The organism is Rhodococcus sp. ABRD24 (genome assembly GCF_004328705.1).
Taxonomy (GTDB): domain Bacteria; phylum Actinomycetota; class Actinomycetes; order Mycobacteriales; family Mycobacteriaceae; genus Prescottella.
In genome coordinates, this window is sequence record NZ_CP035319.1 from 4,317,351 (window position 1) to 4,336,160 (window position 18,810).

General features: G+C 66.8%; 1 protein-coding gene. It reads left to right on the forward strand.

Annotated features, from left to right (window positions below):
- Window positions 1-78: 78 nt before the first annotated feature.
- Window positions 79-18,810, forward strand: coding sequence for a non-ribosomal peptide synthase/polyketide synthase (locus ERC79_RS19325; protein WP_165497174.1), 18,732 nt, complete (start codon window positions 79-81; stop codon window positions 18,808-18,810).

An 18,810-nucleotide genomic window follows, 5' to 3' on the forward strand; every position in this document is an offset into this window, starting at 1 on the left:
ATGCGTCGGCATTGGAGATATTCGGCTCGTCTCTCGCCTAGTGTGCGTACCTGAAGGTTTGACATGAAGGGTCGGGGCGTGAGTTCGGAACATAATTCTGCGAGTTCGGCGTTCGCAGAAACGGATAGGGCAGGCATCGCCTCGGACACCAACGTGTTCCCCCTCTCTGCAGCACAACGCGGTATCTGGTTCGCACAGCATCTGATCGAGGAAACCCCGATCACAATTGCGCAGTACGTCGAGGTCATCGGAGATCTCGACGTCGAAGCGCTCTCCAACGCAGGCCTCGCGGCGGCGCGCGAACTGGGTACCGGATTTCTCCGGATTGTCGAGATCGATGCCGAGCCCTATCAAGCGATTGACCACTCTCTGCACGGTAGGTCGACCCACCTGGACTTCCGCGGCGAGGACGATCCGGTCGCGGCAGCGCAGGCGTGGATGCGTCGCGAGTACAGCACCCCCGTAGACCTGCTGGCCGATCGCCTCGTGGTATCTGTGACCCTGCGTATCGCAGACCGGCACTACTACTGGTACGCGAGGATTCACCACATCGCGCTCGACGGTTTCGGTGCCATGACATTCATGAACCGCACGGCCGAGCACTACACCGCTGCCGTCACCGGGGGCGATCTCTCCGACTGGAAGGTCAGCGCCCTCCACGAGATCAGCGAGGACGAGGCGCGTTACCGGACTTCCAGCCGATTCGAGTCGGATCGCCGTTACTGGGCCGAACGAACCCGCAACTTTCCGCACCCGATCAGTCTCGCCGGCCGCACCGCCGAGGTGGGATCGCACTCGCAGCGCGTGAGTGGGGCGCTGCCAGCCGGCACCGAGACTGCACTGCGGCGGATGATCGCCGCCGGTGGCGGCATCACGTTCGCTTCCGTCGTGATTGCCGCGGTGGGCGCGTTCCTGTCCCGCCTCACCGGTGAGGACGACGTGGTGCTGAGTCTTCCGGTGTCCGCCCGGACCACCGCGAAGCTCCGCCGTTCGGGTGGCATGGTGTCCAATGTCGTGCCGATCCGGCTCTCGACGGACGCGGGCATCACGTGTGAGAAGTTGGCGCGGCAGGTTCAATTGGAGCTGACCGGGGTGCTCCGCCATCAGCGATACCGGCACGAGGACATTCGGCGCGACGCCGGCATGGGTGGCGGTCGGCGCGGATTCTTCGGGCCGTCCGTCAATATCATGATGTTCCACAGCGAGATCCGGCTGGGTCAGAGCATCGGCCGCCTGCATGTGCTCACCACCGGGCCCATCGAGGATCTCGCCGTGAACATCTATCCCGCTGTCGTGGGCGACCATGCACACATCGATTTCGAGGCCAACCCCAACCTCTACTCGGAGCCGGATCTGCGCGCACAACACGCGAGGTTCATCGAGTTCCTCACGACCTTCGTCGAATCCGGCTCCGTCCCGGTGGTGGATCTCGAGGTGCTCCACGCTGACGAGCGAGCCTCACTGGTGCCGCTACGCGGTCCGTCGCCGTTGCGTCCCCGCCTGCTGGCGGACCTCCTCCACCTCGGGGTGCTGGCGAATCCGACCGGCATCGCGATCCGGTCCGACACCGGCGAGGTGAGCTACCGGGAACTCGACGAGGCATCGAATAAATTGGCGCGCTTGCTGATCCATCGCGGTGCCGGGCCCGAGACGTTTGTCGTGATCAGCATGCCCCGCTCGGCGGAGGCGCTGATCGCGCTGTGGGCCGTGGCCAAGACGGGTGCCGCCTTCGTACCGATCGATCCGATGCTGCCCGCCGAACGGATCGTGCACATGCTCACAGATTCGGGCGCTCGGCTCGGGCTCACCGTCGCGGCTCAGCGCGCAAATCTGCCTGGTGACGTCGAGTGGATCGTCCTCGACGACGATGCGCTGCAGTCGGTCACACGATCGTTCTCGGCCGAATCGGTTTCCGCCTCGGAACTGACCACCGCTGTGGCAGTGTCGAATACCGCATACATGATCTACACGTCCGGATCGACGGGACTGCCCAAGGGCGTGCTCGTCACACACGACGGCCTGGTGTCGTTCGCGGTCGGATCGCGCCCCGAATTGGGGATCGGTCCGAACTCGCGTGTCCTGCGGTTCTCCTCGGCGAGCTTCGACGCTTCGGTGTTCGAGATGATCCAGGCGTTCAGCGCGGGGGCCACGATGGTGGTCGCACCGCCGGAGATCTACGGCGGCGCCGAGTTGGTCGATCTGCTTCGCCGGCAACGGGTTACACACATCATCTCGGCTCCGACCCTGATGAACACCGTCGACCCGCGTGGCCTCGAGGACCTCGAGGCGGTAGTTGTCGGTGGCGACGTGTGTACACCCGACCTGGTGGACCGGTTCGGATCGGCATGCCGGTTCACCAACAGCTACGGCCCAACCGAGACGACGATCGTGATCACGATCGGTGACCCCCTCGTTCCGGGTGGCCCGATCACGATCGGAAGACCGATCCAGGGTGCGGGCGCGCTGGTCCTCGACCGCAAGCTGCGTCCCGTTCCGGTCGGTGTTGTCGGCGAGCTGTACCTCACCGGTGCGGGACTGGCCCGCGGCTACCACCGTCGGGGCGGACACACCGCCGACCGGTTCGTCGCCGACCCGTTCGGAGGGGCGGGCACCCGGATGTACCGCACGGGTGACGAGGTACGTTGGACATCCGATCATCAGCTCGAATACGTGGGCCGGTCCGACTTCCAGGTCAAGATTCGTGGTTTCCGAATCGAACTCGGCGAGATCGACGCCGCCCTGCTTGCGCAGGACGGGGTGAACTTCGCGGCGACCGTCGCGCACGAGCGTGCGAGCGGGCCGGTGCTGGTCTCCTATGTGCGGCTCGATCCCGGCACGGACTTCGATCCGTCGTTGATCATTGCTGGTGTCGCGCGGATCGTGCCGTCTCATATGGTGCCGGCAATGGTTGTTCGCCTCGAACACGTGCCGGTCACCGCGGCCGGCAAGCTGGACCGTCGATCGCTGCCGGAACCGGAGTTCGGTTCCACGGACACCCAGTACTGCCCACCGACGACTCCGGTGGAGGAGTCGATCGCCGCGGTGATGGCCGAGGTGCTGGGACTCGACCGCGTCGGAGTGCACGACTCGTTGTTCGCGCTCGGAGGCGACAGCATCATCGCGATGCAGATCGTTTCCCGCGCAAAGGCACGGGGGATCGGATTCACCGCCCGCGAGGTGTTCGAACGCAAGACGGTCGCCGAGATCGCAAAGGTCGCAACGGTGCTCGAGGGCGAGCAGTTCCTGGCACTCGAGGAGCTCACCGGCGGCGGCATCGGCAACGTTCCGCTGACACCGGTGATGTACGAGATGGTGGATCGCGGGAACTTCGACGACTTCCATCAGTCGGTGTTGCTCACGCTGCCCGCCGAGGTCGAACTCGAGCCTCTGACGTCCGCTCTTTCAGCGGTCCTCGACCGGCACGACATGCTGCGTGCCCGGTTGCGTGACGACGCGAACGGGCGGCGTTCGCTCGTCGTCGGCGAGCCGGGATCCGTCGATCCGTCCACGTGCGTTGTACGGGTGGCAGTGCCCAGCGCACCCGGAACCCGCGAGTTCGACGACGCGGTTGTGGCCGAATGCGACATCGCTGCAGCGCGTCTCAATCCGGAATCCGGGGTCATGCTGCAGCTCGTATGGCTCGACGCGGGTGAGCGCGGCGGACGTCTGCTGCTCGTCGCCCACCACCTGGTGATCGATGGTGTGTCCTGGCGAATCCTGCTTCCTGATCTGGCTTCGGCCTGGTCCCAGGTCATTGTCGGTCGGACGCCCGACTTGCTCGCCGTCGGTACCTCGTTCCGCCGCTGGGCCCACGGACTTCTCGATGCCGGAATCGAAGGCGCGTACGGCGGGGAACTGGTCCGCTGGCGGGAGGTCCTCACCGGTCCGGACCCTCTCGTCGGGTCACGCGCGCTCGATTCCGAGGTCGATACGGTGTCCTCGACCGCCCGGATCCACGTGGAACTCGGTGCGGACGTCACAGATACCGTTCTCGGCCGCCTTCCCGATGTGTACGCCTGTGGCGTCAACGATGGACTGCTGGCGGCACTGGCGATGGCGTTGGTGCACTGGCGTCGCGGGCACGGGCTCTCGGAGCGCTCGGTGCTGCTCACACTCGAGGGGCACGGGCGGGAGGAGGACGTGCTGCCGGGCGCAGACCTCGCCCGCACGGTCGGCTGGTTCACCACAGCCTTCCCGGTACGCCTGACACTTCCGGACGTCGACCTCGGCGACGCGTTCGCCGGAGGCGCGGCTGCTGGCGCGGTGGTGAAGGCGATAAAGGAACAGACACTCGCTGTGCCCGGTGCCGGTATCGGTTTCGGCGTGCTGCGGCACCTGGATCCGCGAACCAGGGGTGAGTTGTCGGATCTGGCGCGACCTCAGATCGGTTTCAACTACCTGGGCCGGCTCGGCGCCGGACATCTGGGTGGGGAGATCCGCGATCTCGGCTGGATTCCGGACCCGAATGCCCCGGATCTGGTTGCCCACAGCGGGTCCGGAATGGCGGTCGCCGCCGCGGTCGACATCAATGCGATGGTGGTCGATGGACCTGGCGGCCCGCGTCTGACAGCGACGTTCGCGTACCCGACCGGAGTTCTCGGCGACGCCGATGTGGCTGAACTGGCCGACCTGTGGCGGCGGGCACTGGAGGGTCTGGCCGCCCACGCCGGGCTCCCGGGTGCCGGCGGCCTGACACCGTCCGATGTCCCGCTGGTTTCGGTGTCGCAGAACGAGATCGAGCAGTGGGAGCACCGCTATCCGGGGCTGCAGGACGTGTGGTCGCTCTCGCCGTTGCAGGCGGGTCTGCTGTTCCATGCGCGGTTGGTCGCGGAGTCGGTGGACGTCTACACGGCCCAGTTGCGACTGGAACTGGTCGGCGAGGTGGATGCAGCGCGTCTCCGGGCGGCGGCGTCGGGGCTGCTTGCGAACCATGCGAACCTCCGGACCGCGTTCGTCTACGACGACAGCGGAGTGCCGGCACAGTTGGTTCTCGAATCCGTCGAACTTCCTTGGCGTGAAGTCGATCTCAGTGCGTTGGCCGATGGCGACCGTGATCGGGAACTGCACCGGGTCCTCGACGAGGACCGGCTGGCGCGATTCGCGATGGATCGGCCGCCGTTGATGCGAGTGCTCCTTGTCCGCACAGCACCCGATGAGTATGTGCTCTCGCTGACCAATCACCACATCGTGCTCGACGGCTGGTCGATGCCGCTGCTCGTGCGTGAACTCCTCGTCCGGTACGCGGCCGGGGATGCCGCCGCCCTGCCGAAGTCGCGGCTGTACCGGGACTACCTGCATTGGCTCGCCGGCCGGGACGGGGCCGAGTCCGCGCGCGCCTGGCGCACGGCGCTGGCCGGGGTGACCGAGCCGACACTGCTCGCACCCCCGCGGCCGGACTCCGGAAGCGACGCAGTTCCGGTCGAGATCCAAGTACGCGCGTCGCGGGACCTCGTCGACGCGCTGGCCGAGGTGGCACGAGTTCGAGGCGTCACGGTCAACACCGTCATCCAGGCAGCCTGGGGGATCTTGCTGGCCCGCACCACTTCCCGTGAGGAGGTTGTGTTCGGTGCCACGGTTTCCGGACGCCCGCCACAGCTCGCCGGCGTGGAGGAGATGCTCGGGCTGTTCATCAATACACTGCCCGTGCGGTTGCGTCTGGAGCACGGCGAGACAGTGGGTGCGATGCTGTCGAGGCTGCAGGGCGAACAGGCGGAACTGCTCGACCACCACCACGTGGGACTCGGCGAGATCCAGGCGCACGCGGGAGTCGACAGCTTCTTCGACACGCTGACGGTGTTCGAGTCGTACCCCGTCGAACGGGCGGGATTCGACGAGAACACCGACATCTCGGGAATGCGGGTGCGCAGGCTGTCGGGACTGGACGCAACGCACTACCCGATCACGCTGATGACGCTGCTCGATCCGGACCTGCGAATGTCTCTGCGTTATCAGCCGTCGTACTTCGAGCACGATACGGTGGCCGCCCTCGCGTCCCGGCTGGAGCAGATCCTGACGGCGATGGTCGCGCATATCGATGCGCCGGTGGGTGACATCGATATCCTCGCGCCGGGGGAGCGAACCCGGGTCATCGAGACGTGGAACGCGACCGAGCGCCCGGTTCGCGACGTGACGCTCGTCGATCTCTATACCGAGCAGGTTGCGCGAACGCCGGAGGCGCCCGCGGTCTCCTTCGGCGATATCACGTTGTCCTACGCGGACTTCGATGCACGAGTGAACCGGCTCGCGCGATACTTGATTGCGTCCGGAGTGGGTCCCGAATCGTCGGTGGGCATCGCGATGCGACGCTCGATCGACCTCCTCGTTGCGGTGCACGCCGTCATCGTCGCCGGTGGTGCATACGTCCCGATCGATCCCGATCAGCCGGCAGAACGCATCGGGTACGCGGTCTTCCAGGCCGAGCCGGTGCTGGTGTTGACGGACTCGGCTGACCGCGAGTCGCTTCCGTCGACCGCCCCGATCCTGGCAGTGGACATACTCGATCTCGACGGCGTCGACTCGGCGCCGATCTGCGCCGATGAGCGACTGGGCACGCTGCTTCCGAGCAATGCTGCGTATGTGATCTTCACGTCCGGCTCGACGGGGCGACCGAAGGGTGTCGTCGTCCCGCATGCGGGCATCGTGAACCGGCTGTTGTGGATGCAGGCCAGCTACCCGTTGGACGCGACGGACGCGGTGCTGCAGAAGACCCCCGTCACATTCGACGTCTCGGTCTGGGAGTTGTTCTGGCCCTTGCAGGTCGGCGCGCATCTGGTGATCGCAGAGCCGGACGGGCACCGCGACCCGCAGTATCTCGAGCGGGTCGTCAGGGGTTGCGGAGTCACCACGATCCACTTCGTGCCCTCGATGCTCGATGCGTTCCTCGTCGGAGCAGACCTCGCCCGGTGCACGTCGCTGAGGCAGATCTTCACCAGCGGTGAGGCTCTGACACCCAATACGGTCGCGCGCGTGCACGAGAGCGCCGCGGTGGAGCTACACAATCTGTACGGCCCCACCGAGGTGTCTGTCGACGTGACCTCCCACCGGACCCGGATCGATGAGTCCGTAGTCCCGATCGGTGCTCCGGTCTGGAATACTGCACTGTACGTTCTGGATTCGCGCTTGCGTCCGGTACCCGTCGGTGTCGAGGGGGACCTGTATCTGGGCGGTGCGCAGCTGGCGCGCGGCTACGTCGGGCGGCCGGATCTGACGGCGGATCGGTTTGTCGCATCCCCGTTCGGTGTGGCGGGTGCGCGGATGTACCGGACCGGTGACCTCGTACGGTGGACCTCGCGCGGCGAGCTCGAGTACATCGGGCGTAGCGACTTCCAAGTGAAGCTGCGTGGGCAGCGGATCGAGCTCGGCGAGATCGAGGCTGCGCTACTCGCGCACGGTGGTGTCGAGCAGGCGGTGGTGACCCTGCGCAGCGACGCGATCGTCGGCGACTATCTCGCCGGATATGTGGTGCCCTCCACGGGCACGAACCTCGATGTGCAGGAGGTACTCGAGACCGCGGCAACGGCGTTGCCGCGCTATATGGTTCCGTCGACGCTCGTCGTGCTCGAGGCGATGCCGGTGAACGCGAACGGAAAGCTCGATCGCAGGGCTCTTCCGGTTCCCGAGTTCTCCAGCGCTGCCGCGTACGTGGCACCCGGTACACCCACCGAGTACGCATTGGTCGCGATCTTCGCCGAGGTCCTGTGCCTGGCCGACAGCCCGATCGGTGCGTCCGACAGCTTCTTCGACCTCGGCGGCAACTCGCTGGTCGCGACGCGCCTACTCGCGCGCGTCAACTCCGAGTTCGACGTGCAGCTGGGTGTGCGCGAACTGTTCGAGGAACCAACCGTTGCCGGACTCGCTGTCGTGATCGATGGCGCGCGCAGCGGCAGCGAAGCGATCCCGGCGCTCGAGGCGCGTCCGCGACCGGCGCGGATACCGTTGTCTCCGGCACAGTCCCGGATGTGGTTTCTCAATAGATTCGACCCGGAGTCGGGCGCCTACAACGTCGCGATGGCATTACGGATGACTGGTGCACTCGACACCGCGGCGTTGAGTGACGCGGTCGCCGACATTCTCGAACGCCACGAGTCGCTGCGGACGGTGTATCCGGACTCCGTCGACGGGCCTTACCAGCGAATCCTGTCGACCCAGGAGGCCCTCGACGAGCTGGCCCTCGATGAGCTGGCCCTCGACGAGCTGGAGCTGGACGGCACTGCCGGATCGGATCTTGCCGATCGAGTGCGCGCTGCGGTCGCGTCGGGATTCGACGTCACCGCCGAGATCCCGATCGACCTGACGCTGCTGCACCGGAGCGAGGACCTGCATGTGCTCGTGGTGGTAGTGCACCACATCAGCATCGACGGCTGGTCCATACACGCGCTCGCCGCGGACCTGGTCCACGCCTATTCCGCACGTGCGTTCGGCGGGGCGCCGTCGTGGAAGCCGCTGTCGGTGCAGTACGCGGACTACGCACTCTGGAAGCGCGATGTGCTGGGCGCGGACGATGATCCGCATTCCCGCGCGGGACGGCAGATCGCATACTGGTCGGCGGAACTGGCTGGTGTCCCCGAGGTCATCGAGCTTCCAGCGGACCGGACTCGGCCCGCCACCCCGAGTTACGCGGGCGGGTCGATCGAGACCTCGATCGATGTCGGCACCTACGCGGCCCTGACCGCACTTGCGCGCCGAGCGAACGCGACGCCGTTCATGGTTCTGCACACCGCTTTGGCGGTGCTGCTCGCTCGGCTGAGTGGATCGGAGGACATCGTCGTCGGCACTCCCGTGGCCGGTCGCGGCGAGCGTGCCCTCGACGAGGTTGTGGGAATGTTCGTCAACACGCTGGTGCTCCGCACGGGAATCGACGCTGCGGTGTCTTTCGCCGAGACTCTCGACCGGGTCCGTGACATCGACTTGTCGGCCTACGCGCACGCCGATGTGCCGTTCGAGCAGTTGGTCGAGGTCATCAGCCCCGGCCGATCCACCTCGCATCACCCGCTCTTCCAGGTGGTGCTTTCCTATGAGGGACCGCGACCTCCGTCGATCACGCTGCCAGGTCTGGAGATCGCTTCGGAGCCTGTCGATTTCGGGATCGCGAAGTTCGACTTGCAGGTCGAGGTGGCCGAGCAGATCAACCCGGATGGTTCCGGAGCCGGCGCCCGGGTGACGTTCACCTATGCGTGCGATCTGTTCGAGCGGTCCACTGTCGAGGGGTTTGCGAACAGATTCCTGCGCATTCTCGATAGCGCGGTGACCGATCCATCACGCGCCGTCGGAGATATCGAGATCCTGGACGCTGCCGAGCGCACACGGCAACTTGCGCCGATCTCCGGTGCGGTGCCCGTCCGGCTTCTCCCGGCGCTTCTCGCCGACGCTGCCGTCGATCCCGGCGCGGATGCGCTGATCTACGAGGACACCGTACTGTCATACGGCGAGCTCGACGAACGCTCGAACCGGTTGGCCCGGTTGCTGATCGAACGCGGTGTGGGGCCAGAGTCCTTCGTCGCGATTGCGCTCGCCCGATCGGTAGAGTCGGTGTGTGCGGTGTGGGCGGTCGCGAAGACCGGTGCTGCCTTCCTGCCGGTCGATCCCACGTATCCGGCGGAGCGCATCGCGCATATGCTCATCGATTCGGATGTGCGGACCGGGATCACCATCGGTGCGCACGTTGCCGAGCTGCCCGCGACGGTATCGTGGACGGTCCTCGGTGACGAGACCGTCGAGACGGCGCAGCAGGCACAGTCGTCGGCGCCGATCACCGCCGCGGACCGGATCGCTCCGCTGCGACCGGAGAACCCGGCGTACGTCATCTATACGTCGGGGTCCACCGGCCTCCCCAAGGGGGTCGTTGTCACGCACGTCGGTCTCGCGGCCTTCGCCGAGGAGCAGCGGGCACGGTACGGCGTCGACGCCGCGTCTCGGACATTGCATTTCGCGTCGCCGAGCTTCGACGCCTCGATCCTCGAGTTGTTCATGGCGGTCGGCGGTGGTGCCACGATGGTAGTGGCTCCGGCCGGATTGTTCGGCGGCGAGGAACTTGCCGAGTTCCTTCGCACGCGGCGCGTCACCCATGCGTTCGTCACCCCTGGTGCGCTTGCAACAGTGGATCCCGCCGGCCTCGAGCGGATCGGAGTCGTGGTGGTCGGCGGAGACGCCTGCGACGCGTCCCTGGTGCGCCGTTGGGCGCCGGGGCGATCGATGTTCAACGCGTACGGTCCCACCGAGTCGACGATCATGGCCACTCATCACGGGCCGATAGCGCCCGATGCGGAGGTGGTCATCGGAGCGCCGATCAGGGGAACCGGCGCCCTGGTTCTGGATCGACGACTGCGGCCGGTGCCAGTCGGGGTGGCCGGTGAGCTGTTCGTTTCCGGGCAGGGCCTCGCCCGCGGTTACCACCGTAGGGCCGGGCTGACCGCCGAACGGTTCGTCGCAGACCCGTATGGTGCGGTCGGAACCAGGATGTACCGTACCGGTGATCTGGTGCGGTGGAACGCCTCCGGAGAGCTCGAGTACTTGGGCCGCACGGACTTCCAGGTGAAGGTTCGCGGGCACCGGATCGAGCTGCGGGAGGTGGACGCGGTTCTGGCCGCGGATCCCACCGTCGAATCCGCGGTTACGGTGGGCCATCGGAGTGGGGGCGTGGACGCCCTCGTCTCGTACGTTGTCGCGGTCCCGGGCCGGACGGTCGACCCGCGCGACCTCGCGGTGCACGCCGGTGGCCGTCTACCCGAGTACATGGTGCCGTCGGCGATCACTGTCGTCGATGCGTTCCCGCTGACCCCGGCGGGCAAGATCGATATCCGGGCGCTGCCCGAACCGGTGTTCGCATCGCGTGAGTTCGTGCATCCCCGAACGCAATCGGAGACGATGGTTGCCGACGTGTTCGCCGACGTACTCGGTATCGTCGGAGTCGGAGCGGAGGACGATTTCTTTGCTCTCGGCGGCAACTCGCTGAGCGCAACCCGGGTGATCGCGCGGGTGAACTCCTTGCGCTGCATCAGGATGGGTGTGCGTGAGGTATTCGAGGCGTCCACGGTCGAGGCGCTGGCCGCACGAGTGGACCAGGCGCGGCGTGAGGACCAGCGTCCCGCACTGACTGCCGGGCGCCGCCCTGCGGAGCTGCCGCTTTCGCTCGCGCAGCAGCGCATGTGGTTTCTCAACCAGTTCGATCCGGCGTCGCCGGTGTACAACATTCCGCTCGCCGTCCGGTTGACCGGAACACTCGACGTGGGGGCACTACAGGCAGCGGTACGTGACGTACTCGGTCGGCACGAGGCGCTGCGCACGGTCTTTCCGCAGTCCGACGACGGTCCGCGTCAGGTGATCGTACCGACGGAACAGGTTGCGCTGGAACTCGATCCCGTCCCGGTGGCGGGGGAGGATCGGTTGCGCGGCGCGGTTGCGGACGTGGTGTCCGGCGGTTTCGACGTCACCCGTGAGGTGCCGGTGCGTGGCGCGATGTTGCGTGTTGCGGACGAGGATCTGGTGCTGGTCCTGGTGGTGCACCACATCAGTGCCGATGGCGTGTCCACCATGCCGCTCGCGCGGGACCTCATGATCGCCTATACGCAGCGCGTGCGCGGCGAGGAGCCGACGTGGGCCCCGCTCGCCGTGCAGTATGCGGACTTCGCGCTGTGGCAGCGGCGGGTACTCGGCGAGGAGGCCGATCCGAGGTCGCTCGCCGCACTCCAACTCGGGTACTGGAAAGAACAGCTGGACGGAGTACCTGCGGCGCTCGAGTTGCCACTCGACCGTCCCCGTCCGATCTCGGCATCGTATCGAGCCGCCCGCGTGGACTTCTCGGTCGATTCGGGGCTGAAGGATCTGCTCGACGATCTGGCGGGACGGCGTGGCGTCACGCTGTTCATGGTCCTGCATGCCGGACTAGCGGTCCTTCTCGCGCGGCTCAGTGCCACGTCGGACATCACGGTGGGTACGCCAGTGGCCGGACGCGGCGAGAAGGAACTCGACGACCTCGTCGGGATGTTCGTCAACACGCTGGTGCTCCGGACCGATGTGGATCCGGACGTGACCTTCGAGGAACTGATCGATCAGGTGCGGACCGTCGATCTCGCGGCCTATGCGCACGCGGATGTGCCCTTCGAGCGGGTCGTCGAGGTTGTGGATCCGCCTCGGTCGCAGTCCTACTCGCCACTGTTCCAGGTGGCGCTGTCCTTGCAGAACCATGGTGAGGCCGTGCTCGAGCTGCCGGGTGTGACGGTGACGGTGTTCGATCCGGATGCTGACGTCGCCAAGTTCGACCTCGAGTTCACGCTGCGCGAGTCGGGCTCGATCCCCGGTCTGCTCGGATCGCTCACCTACGCAACGGACTTGTTCGATCCGGAAACTGCCGCGGCGATCGCGGACAAGCTGGTGATGCTGCTCTCGCAGGTGGCGGCGGAGCCCACCGTTCGGGTTCGGGATATCGATTTGCTCGACCTGCACGATCGGGAACTGGCGTCGACGGATCCGATTCCGCCGCGAGTGAGCCCGCGCACGATGGTTCGGATCCTCAGCGACGGGGCCGCATCGGCGGCGAGTTCGGTGGCGATCCGCGCGGGGGATGTGGCCCTGACGTACGGGGAGCTCGACGAGCAATCCAACCGTCTGGCTCGGGTGCTCCTCGCCCGCGGAGTCGGCCGGGAGGAGTTCGTCGCACTGTCCTTCCCGCGCTCGGTGGAGTCGATTGTCGCGATGTGGGCGGTGGTCAAGACCGGCGCCGCGTTCGTTCCCGTCGACCCCGCGCATCCGGCTGAGCGCATTGCGCATATGCTCTCCGATTCCGATGCCGCCGTGGGGATCACGTCCGAGGTGGTGGTGGCCCGGCTCCCTCGATCCACCGAGTGGCTGGTGCTCGATTCCGAAGAGCTGCAGCGCGACTGCGCGGCGCAGTCCGGCACCCCGATCGGCGACAACGAGCGCGGCGGGGAGATTGCGCTGTCCAATGCGGCATACATGATCTACACGTCGGGGTCTACCGGACTGCCGAAGGGTGTCGTGGTCGAGAACGCCGGTTTGGCGTTGTTCTGCGCCGATGCCCGGGGGGAACTCGCGCTCAGTGGACAGTCACGGGTGCTGCGGTTCTCATCGTCGAGCTTCGACGCGTCGGTGTTCGAGATGCTCGCCGGTTTCAGCGCCGGTGCCGCGATGGTCGTCGTTCCGCCCTCGGTGATCGGCGGACACGAACTGGCTGAACTGATCTCTGCGGAGCAGGTCACGCACATCCTGACGGCCCCGGCAGCCCTGGGGACGGTCGATACAGACGAGCTGGCCTCGCTCGAATCGGTAATTGTCGGTGGGGACGTGTGCCCGCCGGAGCTGGTCGAGCGGTTTGCGCCGGGTCGGCGGTTCTTCAACAGCTACGGACCCACCGAGACGACGATCATCATCACGATGACCGAGGCACTCGCGCCGGGGGATCGGATCACGATCGGTACTCCGATCGAGGGTGCCGTTGCCGCAGTTCTGGATTCGCGACTGCGGCCGGTTCCGATCGGCGTGGTCGGTGAGCTGTATCTGTCGGGCCCGGGTGTGGCCCGGGGTTACCATCGGCGACCCGGGCTCACAGCGGCCCGCTTCGTGGCGAATCCCCGCGGCGGCGGACGCATGTACCGGACCGGCGACCTCGTGCGCCGGACGCGGGACGGTCAGCTCGATTTCGTCGGGCGCGCCGACTCCCAGGTGCAGCTGCGCGGCCTGCGGATCGAGCTCGGCGAGATCGAGGCGGCCCTCGCGGGTCGGCCGGGTGTCGCGCAGTCCGTAGTCGTCATGCACCGCGATGCCCGCGCCGGCGATCAGCTGGTGGGATACGTCGTACCCGAGCGTGGTGCGATGCTCGATTCCTTGCGGCTTCGTGAAGACCTAGGCCACTCGCTGCCTGCGTATATGGTGCCCGCCCAGGTGATGGTGCTCGAGCAGCTGCCCGTCACCGCGGGTGGCAAGCTGGACCGCCGTGCACTGCCGGTGCCCGAGTTCGTCTCGACCCGTGAGTTCCGGGGTGCGTCGAACCCGGTGGAGGAGGAGATCGCCGGAGCGTTCGCGGACCTGCTGGGCCTGGCCCCGGTGTCGGTGGATGACAGCTTCTTCGACCTCGGCGGTAACTCGTTGCTCGCGACTCGACTCGTCGCGCGGGTCAACACCGTGCTCGGTGCCACGCTCGGGATTCGAGAGCTGTTCGAACACCCCACCGTCGCGGCGCTCGCGGCGCGGGCGGAGTCTGCGCTGGGTGCGAAGGGGCCGGAGCTGGGATCGCTCGAGCGTCCGGAGGCGATTCCGCTGTCGCCCGCGCAGCAGCGGATGTGGTTCCTCAATCGGTTCGACCCGGCCTCGGCTGCGGAGAACATCCCGATGGCGCTGCGATTGGCCGGAGTTTTGGACGTGCAGGCGCTGCATGCCGCGATCACGGCGACTGTCGATCGGCACGAGGCGCTGAGAACCGTGTACCCGGATTCGGCCGATGGTCCGCATCAGGTGATTCTCACTGCGGCACAAGCGGTTCCGACCCTAGATCCGGTCGATGTCGCCGAGTGTGAGTTGGTGCCGTCGGTGGTCGCTTTGGCGGGCACGGGATTCGACGTCACGGCCGAGGTGCCGCTGCGACTGCAGCTGCTGCGAATCGGTGCCACCGACCACGTGCTGGTTCTCGTGGTCCATCACATCTCGGCCGACGGGTTCTCGCTGGCGCCGCTGGCGCGGGACGTGATGATCGCCTATGCCGCCTGCCGGCAGGATCTGACGCCGTCGTGGGCGCCGTTGCCGGTCCAGTATGCCGACTACAGCCTCTGGCAGCGTGCGGTTCTGGGCGACGACGAGGATGGGGAGTCGGTTGCGTCCCGCCAGGTTCGCTACTGGACCGACACGCTGGCTGGGTTGCCGGATCAGCTCGATCTGCCGACGGATCGGCCCCGGCCGGCCGAGCAGTCGTACCGTGGGCAAACGCTGGCGTTCACACTCGACGCGCCGCTGCACCAGGCGCTACTTGCCTTGGCCCGCCAGCAGGGTGCGACGCTGTTCATGGTGGTCCATGCGGCGTTCGTCGGCCTGTTGGGCCGGCTCAGCGGCTCGGGCGACATCGCCATAGGTGCGCCGGTCGCGGGTCGTGGGGAGCAGGCGCTGGACGGACTCGTCGGAATGTTCGTCAACACCCTGGTCCTGCGCGCCGCCGTGCGGCCGGACGCGACGTTCGCGGAACTGCTCGATCAGGTGCGGGGCACCGATCTGGCGGCGTTCGCGAACGCCGACGTGCCGTTCGAGCGTCTGGTCGAGGTGCTCAACCCGGTGCGGTCGACGGCCCGGCATCCGCTGTTCCAGGTGGCACTGTCGCTGCAGAACCTGGCGCGCACGAGGTTCGAACTGCCGGGCCTCGAGATCTGCGTCCTCGATGCCGGTTTCGAACCAGCCAAGTTCGATCTGCACCTCACTCTCGTCGATCACCACGATGATGACGGTTCGCCGTCCGCCATCGCCGGATCGTTCACGTATGCGGCGGACCTGTTCGATGAGGCGACAGTCGCCCGGTTCGCGGTCCGCTTCGAGCGGCTGCTGCGGGCGGTGGTGGCCGATCGGACCGTGGTGCTCGGGGATATCGACCTGCAGGGCGAGGCCGAGCGTCGCGCCGTGCTGGTCGAATGGAACGACACCGAGCATGAGCTGCCTCGGGCCGAGCTCACCACGCTCCCGGAGCTCTTCGCGGAGCGGGTACGACACGCACCTGACGCGATCGCGGTGGTGTTCGAGGACAGGGAACTGACGTACGCCGAGTTCGATGTGCGCGTGAACCGTCTTGCCCGTGAGCTGATCTCGCTGGGCGTCGGTCCGGAGTCACGGGTAGCGCTGGCGCTGCGGCGGTCGGTGGAGTTGCTGGTGGCCATGTATGCCGTCGCGAAGTCGGGCGGTGCCTATGTGCCGATCGATCCGGATCATCCAGCGGAGCGCACCGACTACGTGCTTGCCTCGGCAGCGCCGACGGTAGTGCTGACCACCGGAGGTGAGACGGTGACGGTGCCGGACGGCGCGGTGCGGCTCGAGGTCGACTCACTCGACGTCTCGGCCCGCAGCGGCGATCCGATCCTGGATTCCGAGCGACGTGCTCCGTTGCGGCCGGACAACACTGCGTACGTCATCTACACGTCCGGTTCCACCGGACGGCCCAAGGGCGTGGCGGTGTCGCATGCGGCAATCGTCAACCAGTTGCAGTGGAAGCAGGCGCAGTTCGAGCTGGACGGTACCGATGCCGTGCTGCTGCGGACGGCCGCGACGTTCGACCTGTCGGTGTGGGAGTTCTGGTGGGCGCTGACTGCAGGTGCCCGTCTCGTGGTCGCCAAGGCCGGCGGCGAGCAGGATCCGGCCTATCTGGCGGGAGTGATGCGGGAACAGCGCGTCACTACCGCACATTTCGTGCCGTCGCTGTTGACCGCTTTCCTTGCGTCCGTCGGCAATGAGCCGGTGCCGTCGTTGCGTCGGGTGATCTGCATCGGCGAGGCACTGCCCGCGGACCTGGTGCGCCGGTTCGCGGGCTCGAGTGCGGCGCCGGTGTTCAACCTGTACGGGCCCACCGAGGCGGCGGTGAGCGTGACGTATCACCGCTGCGGCCCCGACGACGTCGCGACGGTGCCGATCGGAGTACCCGGGTGGAACACCCGGGTGTATGTCCTCGACGCGCGGTTGCAGCCGGTGCCAGTCGGTGTACCCGGCGAGCTGTATCTCGCGGGTGTACAGCTGGCCCGCGGGTACGTGGGACGGCCCGACCTCACTGCGGACCGTTTCGTGGCAAATCCGTTCGATCGCAACGGTTCCCGAATGTACCGGACAGGTGATGTGGTTCGTTGGCGGGCCGGAGATTGCGACGTCGTGTTGGACTACCTCGGGCGCAGCGACTTCCAGGTGAAGCTGCGCGGATTCCGGATCGAGCTGGGGGAGATCGAATCTGCAGTCGCGGCGGATCCGGACGTGGATCAGGCCGTAGTGGTGGTCCATCGGGCCCGCAGCGGCGCCGAGCATCTCGTCGCCTACGCGGTGCCGCAACCGGGCGCGTCACCGGCAGCGTCGGAGGTGTTGTCTGCCGTCGGTGAGCGGGTGCCGAGTTACATGGTGCCGACTGCTGTCGTGTTCCTCGCGGAGCTGCCACTGGGTGTCACCGGGAAGCTCGACCGTAGGGCTTTGCCGGAGCCGGAGTTCTCGAGCACCAGCAGTTTCCGTGAGACCGAGACCGAGACCGAGGAGATCGTCGCGGGGGTGTTCGCGGATCTGACCGGAAGTCTCCGGATCGGGTTGGACGACAGCTTCTTCGATATGGGTGGTAACTCGCTGCTCGCAACCCGCGCGACCGCGCGGATCAACGAGGCTTTCGGGTCGGACGTGACCGTCCGGGAGTTCTTCGAGAACCCGACGGTGGCATCCGTTTCTGCTCGGGTGGACGCGCAGACCGGCTTCGACCGGCCGCGGCTGACCGCGGTGGCGCGGACCGAGCAGATCCCGTTGGCGCCTGCACAGGAACGGATCTGGGTGGCCAACCAGCAGACCCGCGGCGGAGAATGGAATATTCCGTTCGCGCTTCGGTTGCGGGGTGCAATCGAGATCGACACTCTCCGGGCCGCGACGGCCGATCTGGTGGAGCGTCACGAATCGTTGCGCACCATGTACCCCGATGGTGACAACGGACCGGTCCAGGTGATCGTGCCCGCACCGGATGCGGTTCCGGACGTGGATGTCGTCGCGGTGAGCGAGAACGATCTCGATGAGGTCCTGAGGGCCTTCCTGTGGGGCGATTTCGACGTCGCGGTTCAGCTGCCGCTGCGGATGCGGCTGTTCGAACTCGGCCCGGACGACTACGTGCTGGCCGTGGTGGTGCACCACATCGCTGCAGACGGCTTCAGCACCGGCCCGCTCACCAGAGATGTCGTGGTTGCCTACGCCGCTCGCGCTGCGGGTTCGGTTCCGCAGTGGGAGCCGTTGCCGGTGCAGTACGCCGACTACACGGTGTGGAAGCACGCGTTGCTCGGTTCTTTCGACGATCCCGGCAGCGAAGCACACCGACAGCTCCGGTACTGGACCCACACCCTGGCGGATCGTCCGGGCCTTCTGGACTTCCCGACCGACCGGCCCCGCCCGCCGGTACGCACGACCGCGGGAGCGGCACTGCCGATCGAAATCGACGCAGACACCCATGTGGCCCTCGCTGCGGCGGCCCGCGAGTGCGGGGCCAGCCTGTTCATGGTGCTGCAGGCCGCATTCGCACTGTGCGTCAGCCGATTCGCCTACGAGAAGGACATCACACTCGCGACATCGATCGCGGGCCGCGGTGAACCGGTGCTCGACGACGTCGTTGGCAACTTCTCCGACGACGTCCTGATGCGGGTGATCGTCGACGAGACCGAAACCTTCACGAATCTCGTTGCGGACGTGCGTACCGCCGCGCTCGGGGCGTACGCGCACCCGGACGTGTCCAACCCGCGGCTCGAGCGGGCGCTGGATATCGACGCCGAGGTGCCGTTCAACCCGCTGTTCCAGGTGACGCTGATTCTGCAACGCGCCTCGAGCGGACTGACGGCGGACTTCCCGGGTCTGAGCATCACCGAGCACCCGGTGCCGGTCACCGTTGCCAAGCACGAGTTGGAGTTCAGTCTCAACGACCACTACGGCCTCGACGGCGCACCCGCCGGAATCAGCGGCGGTCTGCTGTACCAGACCGCGCTGTTCGACGAGTCCACCGCGCAAGGAATCGTCGAGCAGTTCGGGGCGGTGCTGAGGGACATCGGTTCGGTTCCGCACGCGGTGTTGCGGGGGCTCGGATCGTCGGAATCGGAAATGGCGTGA